Raw genomic sequence first — 14,744 nt, forward strand, 5'->3', positions numbered from 1 at the left:
CCAGGTGGGATAAGCGGTGGCAGCTACTAAAAAGATAGTAACGGCAGCCGCGGAAACCACTTCCTCCACCACGCGCCCCCCGTATTGGGACGAGGCCTGCCGCCACCTGGTCAAGAAGGACCGGGTGATGCGCCGCCTGATCGCGCAGGTGGGCGACGTCTGCCTGCGCCCGCGCGGCGACGCCTTCACCACGCTGGCGCGCTCCATCGTGGGCCAGCAGGTGTCGGTGGCCTCGGCCCAGCGCGTGTGGGACCGCTTCGCCGCGCTGCCCGGGGCCATGGCGCCGCGCAGCGTGCTCAAGCTGAAGGTGGACGACATGCGCGCCGCCGGCCTGTCGGCGCGCAAGGTGGACTACCTGGTGGACCTGGCGCTGCACTTCGACAGCGGCCGGCTGCACGTGCAGCAGTGGGATGACATGGACGACGCGGCCATCACCGCCGAGCTGGTGGCGATCCGCGGCATCAGCCGCTGGACGGCCGACATGTTCCTGATCTTCCACCTGGCGCGGCCCAACGTGCTGCCGCTGGACGACGCGACGCTGATCACCGGCATCAGCCAGCATTATTTTTCGGGCGACCCGGTCAGCCGCAGCGATGCGCGCGAGGTCGCCCAGGCCTGGCAGCCCTGGTGCAGCGTGGCCAGTTGGTATATTTGGCGGTCTCTCGCCCCCCTGCCTGTGGACTATTAGAGGTCCACGCTTTTCACGACAACCGCATCGACACGAAGCGCCGCAGGGCGCGGCCGTATCCGGGCCTGGCCCGAGGAGAATCACGTTGGCGAAAAAAACCTTCCTGGACTTCGAGCAGCCCATCGCGGAGCTCGAGGCCAAAATCGACGAGCTGCGCTATGTGCAAAGCGAAAGCGCGGTGGACATCTCCGAGGAGATCGAGCAACTCAGCAAGAAGAGCCACCAGCTCACCAAGGACATCTACAGCGACCTGTCGCCCTGGCAGATCACGAAGATCGCCCGCCATCCCGAGCGTCCATACACCATGGACTACGTGCGCGAGATCTTCACGGACTTCATCGAACTGCACGGCGACCGGCACTTTGCCGATGACCAGTCCATCGTTGGCGGCCTGGCGCGCTTCAATGGCAACCCCTGCATGGTCGTGGGCCACCAAAAGGGCCGCGGCACCAAGGAGCGCGCCGCGCGCAACTTCGGCATGACGCGCCCGGAGGGCTACCGCAAGGCGCTGCGCCTGATGAAGACGGCCGAGAAGTTCAAGCTGCCCGTCTTCACCTTCGTGGACACGCCCGGCGCCTTCCCCGGCATCGACGCCGAGGAGCGCAGCCAGTCCGAGGCCATCGGCCGCAACATCTACGAGATGGCGCAGCTCGAAGTGCCCATCGTCACCACCATCATCGGCGAGGGCGGCTCCGGCGGCGCGCTGGCCATCGCCGTGGCCGACCAGGTGGTGATGCTGCAGTATTCGGTCTACTCCGTCATCAGCCCCGAGGGCTGCGCCTCCATCCTGTGGAAGACTAGCGACCGCGCGCAGGATGCGGCCGAGGCCATGGGCATCACGGCGCACCGCCTCAAGGCCCTGGGCCTGGTCGACAAGATCGTCAGCGAGCCGGTGGGCGGCGCGCACCGTGATCACAAGCAGATGGCGGCGCTGCTCAAGCGCGCCCTGGGCGACGCCTGGCGCCAGCTGGCCGACCTGAAGGCCAAGGAGCTGCTGGAGCGCCGCTACGAGCGGCTGCAAAGCTACGGCCGCTTCACCGACACCAAGGCCGACAGCCGCTGAGACCCGGCCCCGCGCCCGCGGCCCTGGCCCTGAACGATGACCCAGGCCTTCGACGCGGCGCTGGCGGCCTTCGCGCCGCGCCTGCCGCTGGCCGTGGCCTTGAGCGGCGGGGCCGACTCCACCGCGCTGCTGCTGGCCTGCGCCGAGCGCTGGCCCGGCCAGGTCACCGCCCTGCATGTGCACCACGGCCTGCAGGCCGCGGCCGACGACTTCGTGCGCCACTGCCAGCGCCTGTGCGAGAGCCTGTCGGTGCCGCTGGCGGTGCGCCACGTGGACGCGCGCCCCGCGCCCGGTCAGAGCCCGGAAGACGCGGCGCGTCAGGCGCGTTATGAGGCTTTGCGGGCTCTAGCCCTTGCCAGTCAAGCGCCGGAAGCTATACAAAGCATAGCGCTGGCGCAGCACGCCGACGACCAGGCGGAGACGATCTTGCTGGCCCTGTCGCGCGGCGCCGGCGTGGCCGGCCTGGCCGCCATGCCCGGGCAGTGGGAGCGCGGGGGCCTGCACTGGCACCGGCCGCTGCTGCGCGTGGCCGGCGCCGACGTGCGCCAGTGGCTGCGCGCGCGCGGGCAGGACTGGGTGGAAGATCCCACCAACGGCGACGAGCGCTACACCCGCAACCGCATCCGCGCGCGTCTGCTGCCCGCGCTGCAACAAGCCTTCCCGCACTTTCGGGACACCTTTGCGCGCAGCGCCGCCCACGCCGCCCAGGCCAGCGCCCTGTTGCAGGAGGTGGCCCAGGCCGATTTGGCTGCCGTTGGCGTGCCACCGCGCATCGATGCGCTGCAGCGCCTGAGCCATGCGCGCCAGGCCAACGTGCTGCGCCATTGGCTGAGAAGCTGCCACGCCACCACGCCCAGCGCGGCGCAACTGGCCGAGCTGCAGTCGCAGATCGCCGCCTGCACCACGCGCGGCCACCGCATCCGCATCCGCGTGGGCGCGGTGCTGGTGGTGCGGGAAAGTGCGGTGCCTGGTTGCTACAATCTCGCGGTTTTGGACCTCCCTTCCTGAAGCGGGGCGCCGGCGCGCCAAAACAGCCTTTCACGCGCCACGATGAAGCAGGCGCCTCGTGTCACAGCACGACTTTCCATGGCACTGATCGTTCATAAATACGGCGGCACGTCGATGGGCTCGACCGAGCGCATCCGCAACGTTGCCAAGCGCGTGGCCAAGTGGGCGCGGGCCGGCCACCAGATGGTGGTGGTGCCCAGCGCCATGAGCGGCGAGACCAACCGCCTGCTGGGCCTGGCCAAGGAGCTGGCCCCCTCGCAGGCCAGCAGCGCCTACCACCGCGAACTCGACCAGCTGGCCGCCACGGGCGAGCAGGCCTCCTCGGCCCTGCTGGCCATCGCTCTGCAATCCGAAGGCCAGCCTTCGGTCAGCTACACCGGCTGGCAGGTGCCGGTGCGCACCAACAGCAGCTACACCAAGGCGCGCATCGAGTCCATCGACGACAAGCGCGTGCGCGCCGACCTGGACGCCGGCCGGGTGGTCATCGTCACCGGCTTCCAGGGCATCGACGAGGGCGGCAACATCACCACCCTGGGCCGGGGCGGCTCCGACACCTCGGCCGTGGCCATTGCCGCCGCCATGAAGGCGGCCGAGTGTCTGATCTACACCGACGTGGACGGCGTCTACACCACCGACCCGCGCGTGGTGCCCGAGGCACGCCGCCTGGGTACGCTGAGCTTTGAAGAGATGCTGGAGATGGCCAGCCTGGGCAGCAAGGTGCTGCAGATCCGCTCGGTGGAGTTCGCTGGCAAATACAAGGTGCCGCTGCGCGTGCTCTCCAGCTTCACGCCCTGGGACATCGACATCAACGAGGAAGCCAAGTCCGGCACCCTGATCACCTTCGAGGAAGACGAACAAATGGAAAAAGCCGTCGTATCGGGCATCGCGTTCACGCGCGACGAGGCCAAGATCTCCGTGCTGGGCGTGCCCGACACCCCCGGCATCGCCCACCAGATCCTGGGCACCGTGGCCGACGCCAACATCGACGTGGACGTGATCATCCAGAACGTGGGCAAAGAGGGCAAGACCGACTTCAGCTTCACGGTGAACCGCGGCGACTACCAGCGCACCATCGAGCTGCTCAAGGCCCAGGTCGTGCCCAAGATGGGCGCGGAGGAAGTGCTGGGCGACGACAAGATCGCCAAGGTCAGCATCGTCGGCATCGGCATGCGCAGCCATGCCGGCGTGGCCAGCAAGATGTTCCGCGCGCTGTCCGAAGAGGGCATCAACATCAAAATGATCTCCACCTCCGAGATCAAGACCTCCGTGGTGATCGACGACAAGTACGTGGAACTGGCCGTGCGCGCCCTGCACAAGGCCTTCGGTCTGGACCAGCCCGCAGCCTGAGTTTGGTTTTATGCCTCTGAAATTGGGGCATAATCGCCGGATTGGAGACGTGACCGAGTGGCCGAAGGTGCTCCCCTGCTAAGGGAGTATGGGGTGTAGAGCCTCATCGAGGGTTCGAATCCCTCCGTCTCCGCCAAGACAAAAGCCCAAGTGATTTGCTTCACTTGGGCTTTTTTCGTTGGGCAGCGCCCGGGTACGACGCCAGGCCTCAGGTCCGCAGGCTCTTTATTTTGTGCAGCGCGGCCTTGCGCCTGTGCGACAGCACGCGTGCCGCGAGGTGCAGGGCCGCGATCGCCGCCAACTCGTACAGCACCTTGGCGCCCGCCACTCCCAGTTGCACCCCCACCACCGCCGTCTGCAGATCGGGCTGGGGCGTGCGTGCGTCAGGAAGCGGTAGCGCTGCGGCGGCAGGCAGTGCGGCGCCGTGGCCCGCTGCCTCCTGGGGTATTCCGGCTTCGGCCGTCGCCTGCGTGGCAGCGGTGGCGCGCGCCGCCGAACATGAGCCGTGCTCGTCCGCATAGACCTTGGTGAACTCCGCGCCCAGCAGGAAGATCTGCGCCGCGTAGTACACCCACGCGAGCAGCACCACCAGGGAGCCCGCCGCCTGGAAGGACTCGGTGATGCCGCTCTTGCCGATGTACAGGCCGATCAACACCTTGCCGGCCTCGAACAGCACCGCCGTCACCACCGCGCCGATGCCCACGTCGCGCCAGGCCACCGGCGTGCTGGGCATCAGCTTGAAGATCATGGCAAACAGCACGCTGGTGAAAGCCAGCGAGACCGCCACGTTGACCACGTGCAGCAGCAACTCCGAAGCGGGCATCAGCCCGCCGATCCAGCCGCCGAAGGCCGAAGTGGCGGCGCCCACCACCAGCGACACCATCAGCATGAAGGCCAGCCCCAGGATGAGGCCGAATGACAGCAGGCGTGCGCGCAGCACTGCCCATAGGCCCTGGGGCTTTTCGCGCTCGGGCACGTGCCAGATGCGGTCCAGCGCGCTTTGCAGCTCGGCGAACACCGTGGTCGCTCCCACCAGCAACACCACCACGCTGATGGTGCCCGCCACCAGGCCCCGGTCGGTGTCGCTGGCGCTGGCCACCAGGCCCTGCACCAGGTTGGCGCCGTCGCGCCCGATCAGGCCGGTAAGCTGGCCGGTGATCTGCCCCATCACCGCTTCGCGCCCGAAGATCGCGCCGGCGATGGCGATCACGATGACCAGCAGCGGTGCCAGCGAAAACACGGTGTAGTAGGAGATGGCCGCGCCCATGCTGGGCGCGAAGTCGTCCAGCCAGGCGCTGACGGCCTTCTTGCCGAGGTCAAAGATGTGCTTGAAATTCATGGCTGTTGGCGAGGAGGGAGGGAGCCGGGCCCGGCCCGTAGGCACGATGTCGCGACCGTGGCCGCTGCGCCGTAAGGCCTCGGGCTGAATCGGCGTAGGAGAAACCATGCTTTGCCATCAATGCGTTGCAGTCGCTGCTAGGCTGGGCCTGAACAACGCCTGCCTCACCCGCCATGCCTGCCTCTTTTCCTCCCCCCGACGCCCTGGTGCGCGTGCGCGGCGCGCGCGAGCACAACCTGAAGAACGTGGATGTGGATATTCCGCGCAACGCGCTGGTGGTGTTCACCGGCATTTCCGGCTCGGGCAAGTCGTCGCTGGCGTTCGGCACGCTGTTCGCCGAGGCCCAGCGGCGCTATCTGGAATCGGTGGCCCCCTACGCGCGCCGCCTGATCGCGCAGGTGGGTACGCCGCAGGTTGACAGCATGGAGGGCCTGCCGCCGGCGGTGGCGCTGCAGCAGCAGCGCGGCGCGCCGGGCGCGCGCTCGTCGGTGGCCAGTGTGGCCGCGCTGTCAACGCCGCTGCGCATGCTGTACTCGCGCGCCGGGCGCTACCCGGCGCACCAGCCCATGCTGTACGCGGAGGACTTCTCGCCGCACACGCCGCAGGGCGCCTGCCCGCACTGCCAGGGCCAGGGCCGTACCTACGAGGTGACCGAGCGCTCGCTGGTGCCCGACGACGCGCTGACCATCCGCCAGCGCGCCGTGGCCGCCTGGCCCGGTGCCTGGCAGGGCCAGAACCTGCGCGACATCCTGACCACGCTGGGTCACGACGTGGACGTGCCCTGGCGCGAACTGCCGCAGGCGCTGCGCGACTGGATCCTGTTCACCGACGAGCAGCCGACGGTGCCGGTCTATCCCGGCCTGGACGCGGCCCAGGTGCAGGCCGCCATCCGGCGTGGCCAGCCGCCGGGCTACATGGGCACCTTCAGCAGCGCGCGCCGCCACGTGCTGCACACCTTCGCCCATAGCCCCAGCGCCATGATGAAAAAGCGCGTCGCGCAATATCTGGTTGCCACGCCGTGCCCGCTGTGCCATGGCAAGCGCCTCAAGCCCGAGGCTTTGGCGGTGACCTTCGCCGGGCATGACATCGCCAGCCTGTCGCAGCTGCCGCTGGCCGAACTGGCCGAGCTGTTGCGCCCCGCTGCCGAAGGCCGGCTGGGCGCGGGCGAGCGGGCCGGCTTACAGGACGCGCCCGGCCAACGGCGCGCGCCCGGCAGCACCCAGCACGCTGCCGCCCCCGACGTGCACCGCACCGCCTGGCTGTCCGAGGAAAAGGTGCTTGCCGCGCAGCGCCTGGCGGGCGAGCTGCGCCGCCGCGTGCTGGCACTGGTCGAGCTGGGGCTGGGTTACCTGTCACTTTCGCGCAGCACACCCACGCTGTCGCCCGGCGAGCTGCAGCGCCTGCGCCTGGCCGGGCAGCTGGCCTCGCACTTGTTCGGCGTGGTCTATGTGCTGGACGAACCCTCCGCCGGCCTGCACCCGGCCGACGGCGAGGCGCTGCTGACGGCGCTGCAGGGGCTGAAGGCGGCAGGCAACTCGCTGTTCGTGGTGGAGCACGACGTGGCCACCATGCGCCGCGCCGACTGGCTGGTGGACGTGGGCCCGGGCGCCGGCGAGCAGGGCGGGGAGGTGCTCTACAGCGGCCCGCCCGCGGGGCTGGCGCTGGTGCAACGCTCGGTCACGCGGCGCTACCTGCTGGCCGAGCCGGCCCCGGCCGTGCCCCACCTGCGCACACCGCGCGCGCCGCAGCACTGGCTGCGCCTGGAAGGCATCGTGCGCAACAACCTGCGCGGGCTGGACGCCGCGTTCGCGCTGGGCTGCATGAATGCGGTGACGGGCGTGTCCGGGTCGGGCAAGTCCAGCCTGGTCAGCCAGGCGCTGCTGGAGCTGGTGGCGGACCATCTGGGCCACCCGCTGGCCGCAGGCGGCGACGAGCAAGAGGAGGGCGATGCCCCGGACGCGGCGGAGACTGGCGGCGACGTGGGCCAGCCGCGCCCGGCCGGGCACATCGCCGCGGGCGCTGAGCACGTGCACCGCCTGGTGCCCATCGACCAAAAGCCCATAGGCCGCACGCCGCGCTCCAACCTGGCCACGTACACCGGCTTGTTCGACACAGTGCGCAAGCTGTTCGCCGCCACGCCGCAGGCGCGCGAGCGCGGCTATGACGCGGGGCAGTTCTCGTTCAACGTGCCCAAGGGCCGCTGCGAGGTCTGTGAAGGCGAGGGCAGCGTGAGCGTGGAGCTGCTGTTCATGCCCAGCGTGTACGCGCCGTGCCCGGCGTGCCACGGCGCGCGCTACAGCCCGGCCACGCTGCAGGTGCGGTGGCGCGGCCTGTCCATCGCCGACGTGCTGCACCTGACGGTGGACGCTGCCTGCGAGGCCTTTGACGACCAGCCGGCCGTGCTGCGGCCGCTGCGGCTGCTGCAGGCCATCGGCTTGGGCTACCTGCGCCTGGGCCAGCCGGCCACGCAGCTGAGCGGCGGCGAGGCCCAGCGCATCAAGCTGGCCACCGAGCTGCAGCGCCCGCAGCGGCGCGGCGGAACGCTGTACGTGCTGGACGAGCCCACCACCGGCCTGCATCCGGCCGACGTCGATCGGCTGCTGGTGCAGCTGGATGGCTTGGTGCAGGCCGGCAATACCGTGGTGCTGGTCGAGCACGACATGCGCGTGGCGGCAGCGTGCGATTGGGTCATCGACATCGGTCCGGGCGCCGGGGCGGCCGGCGGGCGCATCGTGGCCCAGGGCACGCCCGAGCAGGTGGGCGCGGCGGCGGGCAGCCGTACCGCGCCCTACCTGGCGCAGGCGCTGGCGGCGCAATGAGCGCTTGCGCCGTGGCGCCGACAGCGTCTCGACGCCGGCGCTGACACTCCGGGCACGCGCCAGGCGGGATGCTCGGCATCCTCCCTTTCATCTGCAAGGCCCACTTCCATGCGCAAGCTCATCCTTCTCGCCCTGGCCCGATTCGTCTGGAAACAAATTCGCTCGCGCCAGGCGATCCGCAGGCCCGGGCGCTTTTGAGCGCCGCTTCGGGCATGCCACATGCCCGTGCGCCGCTGGCTGCGCCGGCGCTATCCGTGACAATAGCCCTTTGACAGCGGGCGCCCCCCGGCGCCGCCCCCTGTGCGCCCCGCGGCGTGCAGGGCAAAGGGGTTTGTGAACACGATGAACATCATCATCCTCGACGACTACCAGGACGCCGTGCGCAAGCTGCACTGCGCGTCGCGGCTGGATTCCTTTTCTGCCAAGGTCTATACCAACAACGTCAAGGGGCTGGGCCAGCTGTCGGTACGCCTGCGCGACGCCGACGTGATCGTTCTGATCCGCGACCGCACCCACATCACGCGCCAGCTGCTGGACAAACTGCCGCGCCTGAAGCTCATCGCCCAGACGGGGCGGGTGGGCGAGCACGTCGACGTGGCCGCCTGCACCGAGCGCGGCGTGGCGGTGGCCGAAGGCGTCAGCTCTCCTGTGGCCCCGGCCGAGCTGACCTGGGCGCTGATCATGGCCGCCATGCGCCGACTGCCGCAGTACATCGCCAGCTTGAAGCACGGCGCCTGGCAGCAATCGGGCCTGCGTGCCGCCTCCATGCCGCCCAACTTCGGTCTGGGCATGGTGCTGCGCGGCAAGACGCTGGGCATCTGGGGCTATGGGCGCATCGGGCAGATCGTGGCCGGCTACGGCCGCGCCTTCGGCATGAACGTGCGCGTGTGGGGCAGCGAGGCCTCGCGCGCCCAGGCCCTGACCGACGGGCTGCAGGTGGCGCGCACGCGCGCCGAGTTCTTTGCCGAGTGCGACGTGCTGTCCGTGCACCTGCGCCTGACGGACGAGACGCGCGGCCTGATCACGCTGGAAGACCTGTCCGCCATGAAGCCGACGGCGCTGTTCGTGAACACCTCGCGTGCCGAGCTGCTGCAGCCCGATGCGCTGATCGCCGCCCTCAACCGCGGCCGGCCCGGCATGGCGGCGGTGGACGTGTTCGAGACCGAGCCCATCCTGCAGGGCCACGCCCTGCTGCGGCTGGAGAACTGCGTGTGCACGCCGCACATCGGCTATGTGGAGCAGGACAGCTACGAGCTGTACTTTGGCGCGGCCTTCGACAACGTCGTCAACTTCATCAAGGGCACGCCCACCAACATCGTCAACCCCGGCGCGTTGCAGGTGCGGCGCTAAGGCGTTTATTCGTCCAGCGCTTCCAGGGTGAACAGCGGCACCTGCGCCTCGCGCTTGAGCCACAGGCCGCCGCCCAGGTTGATGAAGTGCGGCGCCAGGCCGCGGCGGTACAGCTGGGCGCGGTGGCGGTGCAGGCGCGGGTCGGTCAGCTCCTCGTCGATGGTGCCGGCCTCGTAGTCCTCGCGCGTGACGGCCTCCAGGTACAGCGCGCCGCGCGTCAGGCGGGCCAGGTTGGCCAGGGCGGTTTTCAGGTCCGCCGGGCTCAGGTAGGGCAGCACGCCCTGGCAGATGACGAAGTCGAACGGCTCGCTGGCGGCATAGTCGACCGCCGAGCCCTGCTGCCAGCCGTAGCGCTGGCACAGGTACGGGCTGAACTCCACGCCCTGGTAGTGCGCGCCGGGCAGGTGCTGGGCCACGAGCGGCTGCCACAGGCCCACGCCGCAGCCCATGTCCAGCACGCGCCGCACCGGCAGGCGCAGGTAGTGCAGGTAGCTGCAGACGAAGGCGGCCAGCCGCTGCAGGTGCTGCGGGTCGGCCACGCTGGTTTTCTTGTCGAAGTAGTAGCGCTGGTAGTACGCCTGGTCAAACCATTGCTCGCTGGCTGATTGCACGGCGGTGGGGCCTTTCATGGCGGCGGCGCCGGGCTGGCGCCACTCGGACTGGCCAAGTATCGCCCAGCGGGCGCTGCGGCGGTTTGAAGGGTTTTTGGCCTCCAGCGCTTGCTGGGCAAGCGCGAGCAGCTATAAAAATAAGAGTGCTCTCAGGTGGTGGTCTGCGTGGCGCGCTGGCGGCTCGCACCCCAGGCCAGCAGCGCCAGCACCAGCGCCACCATGGGCAGCATGCCGGCGTTGATGCCGCCCCAGCCCACCGTGTGCAGCAGCTGGCCCGAGCCGAAGGAGGCCACAGCCACCGTACCGAAGACCAGGAAGTCGTTGAGCGCCTGCACCTTGGCGCGTTCGGCCGGGCGGTAGCACTCGGTGAGCAGCGCCGTGGCGCCGATGAAGCCGAAGTTCCAGCCCACGCCCAGCAGCACCAGCGCACCCCAGAAGTGGGTCAGGTCCAGCCCCATCAGCGCCAGCGCGCCGGACGCGGCGATCAGCGCCAGGCCCAGCGCCGTGATGCAGCGCTTGCCGAAGCGCGCGATCAGCCGCCCCGTGAAGAAGCTGGGCCCGAACATGGCCAGCACGTGCCACTGGATGCCCAGTGCCGCCTCGCCCACGCTGTGGCCACAGCCCACCATCGCCATGGGCGCGGCGGTCATCAAGAAGGCCATCAGCCCGTAGCTGACCACGCCCGCCAGCGCGGCGACGACGAACTGCGGCGTGCGTGCGATTTCGCCCAACGGCCGCGCGCCGCTGGCGTGGGCCGGCGGCGGCGCCGGTGGCAGGCGCAGCGCCAGCAGCAGCGGCAGGGCCAGCAGCGCCAGCGCCGCCTGGCTGTAGAAGCTGCCGGCAAACGGCGTGGCCGGCAGGCTGTCGCGTGTCCAGATGACCACCTGCGGGCCGATGACCGCGGCGATCAGCCCGCCCACCATGACCAGCGAAATGGCGCCGGCCTGGCGCGAAGGCTCGCCCACCGCGTCGGTGGCGGCAAAGCGGTAGCTCTGAACGCAGGCGCCGTAAAAGCCCGCCAGCGAGGTACCCAGGCAAAACAGCATGAAGTCCGAGCGCGAGATGCCCCAGGCCGCCACCAGGCCCGACAGCACGCCCATGGCCGCGCCCAGCAGATAGGCCAGGCGCCGGCCGGCGCGGTGCATCAGCCAGGCCGCCGGCAGCGTGGACAGCGCCAAGCCCAGCTGGTACAGGCTGACCGGCAGCGTGGAGGCCGTGGGCGTGGACGACAGCATCTGCCCCACCAGCCCACCCAGCGAAATGATGATGGGCGGCGAGGCCCCGCCCAGCGACTGCGCTGCCACCAGCAGGCCCAGGTTGCGGCGCTCGTGGGTCGCGCGGTGCGGGGATGGAGTCATTGAGGAGTTGCTGCGCGGCGCAGCGTGAGCACGTCGATGCGTGCCGGCACGCCCAGCCGCACCGCGAAGCCGGACCACAGCCCGGCGCCGTTGGAGACGAACAGGCGCATGGCGCCGACCCCGTACAGGCCGCGCACGAAGCCGTTGTTGAACGGCGCCACCACCCAGCGGTCGAAGCCCCGGATGTGCCCGCCGTGCGTGTGCCCGGCCAGCTGCAGGCCGATGCCGTGCTGCGCGTAGTCGCGGGCGAACTTGGGCTGGTGCGCCAGCAGCAGGTGGAAGTCCGCGTTGCCGGCGCGGGCCTGGGCCGCCACGGCCGCCACGTCCGGGGCTACGCCCTCGGGCACGGCGGGGTTGGCGTTGTTGTGCGAGGTGCGGCCATAGACCGGATCGCCGATGCCCGACAGCGCCAGCCGCGCATCGCCCACCTGCAGCAGCGTGGTGCGGTTTTGCAGCACCGACAGGCCCAGGCGGGCGAACTCGGCCATCCAGGCGTCATAGCCGCTGTAGTACTCGTGGTTGCCCGGCGCCAGCCACACGCCCAGCGGGGCCTGCAGCTGGGCCAGCGGCGCCACCGACGGGGCCGTGGCGCTCACCGGGCCATCGACCATGTCGCCCGGCAGCACGATCAGATCGGGCCGGGCCGCCAGCGTGCGCTGCACCACCGCCTGCACGTAGCCGGCGTCGTTCACGGGGCTGGCGTGCAGGTCGGCCAGCACGGCCACGCGCAGGCCGTCCAGCGCCGAGGGCAGCTCGGGCAGGGCGACCGGCTGCTCGTGCACCTGCGGCGGGCGCACCGCCGCCCACACCCCATAGGCGCAGACGGCCGCGGCCAGCGCCAGGATGGCGGGCGTCGCCACGGCGCCGTGCAGCAGCCGCGCCGCGCCAGCCGCGCCGCCCAGGTGGGCCGCCAGCCAGCCCACGTCGCGCAGCAGCACCAGCGGCAGGGCCAGCACCAGCGTGGCCAGCGCCCAGCCGCTGGGCACCTGCAGGTGGGCGACGGTCGTATAGCCCAGGCGGCCGGCCTGCATCAGGTACAGCAGCAAGGCGGGCGAGGAGGCGAGCAGGGCGGTGGCGACCACTGCGGCCAGGCGCACGGGCCAGGGCAGGGCGCTGGCCGGCCACCACAGCCACAGGGACAGCAGCGGGATGACGGCGGTCGAGAAGAGAAGCATGGCAGGTGCCGCGCAGGGCAGGAAAGCGGCGCAGAAGTCGGCGAAAGAGGCGCGAGCATACCTGTGGGGCCAAAGGCCGCGCTGGTCACCTAGGCGACGCCGCCTCGGGGCCGACCCGGATGCCCCACGCGCCGGGCAGGCCTAGCCTTGGTGCTTGCGCCTTTTTCCACTCCCCCCCTTTGCCCAACGCCGTGCCTGAACCGACCACCCCTCCCGCCCACTACACCTTTTGGCCCAAGCGCCTGCCCCACTCGATCACCGTCCCGGCCACCAGCGTCTGGGACAACCTGGCCGTCAACGCGCGCCGCTATCCGGACAAGGCGGCGCTGGTCTTCCTGGGCCGCACGACCAGCTACCGCGAGCTGCACGAGGGCGCCGAGCGCCTGGCCGCCTGGCTGCACGGCGTCGGCGTGCGGCGCGGCGACCGGGTCATCCTGCTGGCGCAGAACACGCCGCAGCTGGTGCTGGCGCACTACGCCATCTGGCGCGCCAACGCGGTGGTGGTGCCGGTCAACCCGATGAACATGGCCGAGGAGCTCAAGCACTACATCCAGGACTCCGGCGCGCGCGTGGCCATCACCACCGCCGACCTGGCGCCCGGCCTGGCCCAGGCCAGCAACGCCCTGCCGGGCGATAAGCGCTTGGAGCACCTGCTGGTCACCCGCTTCACCGACGCCTTCGACGCCCAGGCGGAAGGCCCGGCCGCGCCGCCCGAGGCATGGCGCGAGTGGCTCACCGCCGAGCGAGCCGCCGCGCAGCTGGAAGGCGGAAGCGTGCACGCCTGGGCCGACGCCCTGGCCTGCCAGGACACGCCGCCGCCGCACACCGTGGGCCGCGACGACTTGGCCGTGCTGCCCTACACCAGCGGCACCACCGGCCACCCCAAGGGCTGCATGCACCTGCACCGCAGCATCAACCACAACGCCGTGGCTGGCGCAGCGTGGGCCAACGGCACCAGCGAGAACGTGGTGCTGGCCGTGGTGCCCATGTTCCACATCACCGGCATGGTGTCGGTGCTGCACACCTCCATCTACCTGGGCGCCACCGTGGTCATCATGCCGCGCTGGGACCGCGAGCTGGCCGGCCGGCTGATCTCGCACTACCAGGTGACCACCTGGACCAACATCCCCACCATGGTCATCGACCTGCTGGGCAGCCCCAACTTCGCCTCGTTCGACCTGTCCAGCCTGAAGTACATCGGCGGCGGCGGCGCCGCCATGCCGCAGGCCGTGGCTCAGCGCCTGCTGGAGCAGTACGGCCTGCGCTTTTGCGAGGGCTACGGCCTGACGGAGACGGCCGCGCCCTCGCACAGCAACCCGGTGGATGCGCCTAAGCAGCAGTGCCTGGGCATTCCCTTCATGAGCACGGACGCCCGCGTGGTCGACCCCGAAACCCTGCGCGAGCTGCCCCAGGGCGAGCAGGGCGAGATCGTGGTGCACGGCCCCGAGGTGTTCGAGGGCTACTGGCAGCGCCCCGACGCCACGGCCCAGGCTTTCTTCGAGCTGGAAGGCAAGCGCTTCTTTCGCACCGGGGATCTGGGACGGGTGGACGAGGACGGCTACTTCTTCATCACCGACCGCCTGAAGCGCATGATCAACGCCAGCGGCTTCAAGGTCTGGCCGGCCGAGGTGGAGGCGCTGATGTTCCGCCACCCCGCCGTGCAGGAGGCCTGCGTGATCGGCACCACGGACGCCTACCGCGGCGAGTCGGTCAAGGCCGTGGTGGTGCTGCGCACCGGGCATGAGCACACGACCGAGCAGGACATCCTGGACTGGTGCCGCGCCAACATGGCCGTGTACAAGGCGCCGCGCTCGGTGGAGTTCGTGCCGGCCTTGCCCAAGAGCGGCAGCGGCAAGGTCATGTGGCGGCTGCTGCAGGAGAAAGAGCACAAGCCGGCGGGGGCGGCCGCGCAGTAGGAAAATGCGGGAATTGCTCCATATGTGAGAAAGGGCTGCGCTGTGCAGCCCTTTCGCTTTTCCCGCACCT

11 protein-coding genes and 1 tRNA gene are annotated in these 14,744 nt (G+C 70.2%); 8 read left to right on the forward strand and 4 right to left on the reverse strand.

The features are described 5' to 3' along the window. Positions 1-16: 16 nt before the first annotated feature. From RT282_RS07110 to RT282_RS07130, 5 genes are all read left to right on the forward strand, one after another. Positions 17-688: a DNA-3-methyladenine glycosylase 2 family protein gene (locus tag RT282_RS07110; protein WP_313312904.1), complete on the forward strand. Its 672-nt coding sequence runs from the start codon at positions 17-19 to the stop codon at positions 686-688. A gap of 85 nt (positions 689-773) precedes the next feature. Then, positions 774-1,751, forward strand: coding sequence for an acetyl-CoA carboxylase carboxyltransferase subunit alpha (locus RT282_RS07115; protein WP_313078904.1), 978 nt, complete (start codon positions 774-776; stop codon positions 1,749-1,751). A gap of 36 nt (positions 1,752-1,787) precedes the next feature. Beyond that, positions 1,788-2,759: a tRNA lysidine(34) synthetase TilS gene (gene tilS / locus RT282_RS07120; protein WP_313312905.1), complete on the forward strand. Its 972-nt coding sequence runs from the start codon at positions 1,788-1,790 to the stop codon at positions 2,757-2,759. Between the two features lie 78 nt (positions 2,760-2,837). After that, positions 2,838-4,106 (forward strand): aspartate kinase, encoded by a 1,269-nt coding sequence (locus RT282_RS07125; protein ID WP_313312906.1) that lies wholly within the window; start codon positions 2,838-2,840, stop codon positions 4,104-4,106. A 43-nt stretch (positions 4,107-4,149) separates the two neighbouring features. Beyond that, positions 4,150-4,242 (forward strand) — tRNA-Ser (locus RT282_RS07130). Positions 4,243-4,314: 72 nt separating this feature from the next. On the opposite strand, the gene RT282_RS07135 is transcribed toward RT282_RS07130, so the two are convergent. Next, positions 4,315-5,445, reverse strand: a complete 1,131-nt coding sequence (locus tag RT282_RS07135; protein ID WP_313312911.1) for a YihY/virulence factor BrkB family protein — start codon at positions 5,443-5,445, stop codon at positions 4,315-4,317. A gap of 173 nt (positions 5,446-5,618) precedes the next feature. Between RT282_RS07135 and RT282_RS07140 the strand changes: the two genes are divergently transcribed. Continuing rightward, the gene (locus RT282_RS07140) at positions 5,619-8,264 is read left to right on the forward strand and encodes an excinuclease ABC subunit UvrA (protein WP_313312920.1); all 2,646 of its coding nucleotides are present in this window, start codon (positions 5,619-5,621) and stop codon (positions 8,262-8,264) included. Positions 8,265-8,606: 342 nt separating this feature from the next. Next, on the forward strand, positions 8,607-9,614 hold the full coding sequence (locus RT282_RS07145) for a D-2-hydroxyacid dehydrogenase family protein (RefSeq protein WP_313312921.1): 1,008 nt from the start codon (positions 8,607-8,609) through the stop codon (positions 9,612-9,614). Positions 9,615-9,619: 5 nt separating this feature from the next. On the opposite strand, the gene RT282_RS07150 is transcribed toward RT282_RS07145, so the two are convergent. The 3 genes from RT282_RS07150 to RT282_RS07160 form a co-directional block, all read right to left on the reverse strand. Beyond that, on the reverse strand, positions 9,620-10,225 hold the full coding sequence (locus RT282_RS07150) for a class I SAM-dependent methyltransferase (protein ID WP_313313987.1): 606 nt from the start codon (positions 10,223-10,225) through the stop codon (positions 9,620-9,622). Between the two features lie 149 nt (positions 10,226-10,374). Further along, complete coding sequence (locus RT282_RS07155) at positions 10,375-11,583, reverse strand: MFS transporter (RefSeq protein ID WP_313312922.1); 1,209 nt, start codon at positions 11,581-11,583, stop codon at positions 10,375-10,377. After that, complete coding sequence (locus tag RT282_RS07160) at positions 11,580-12,758, reverse strand: metallophosphoesterase (protein ID WP_313312924.1); 1,179 nt, start codon at positions 12,756-12,758, stop codon at positions 11,580-11,582. Before RT282_RS07160 ends, RT282_RS07155 begins: the two co-directional genes overlap by 4 nt. 191 nt (positions 12,759-12,949) lie before the next feature. Between RT282_RS07160 and RT282_RS07165 the strand changes: the two genes are divergently transcribed. Next, positions 12,950-14,674, forward strand: a complete 1,725-nt coding sequence (locus RT282_RS07165) for a long-chain fatty acid--CoA ligase (protein WP_313312925.1) — start codon at positions 12,950-12,952, stop codon at positions 14,672-14,674. The last annotated feature ends 70 nt before the right edge of the window (positions 14,675-14,744 follow it).

This window comes from Pulveribacter sp. (genome assembly GCF_032079985.1).
Taxonomy (GTDB): domain Bacteria; phylum Pseudomonadota; class Gammaproteobacteria; order Burkholderiales; family Burkholderiaceae_C; genus Melaminivora.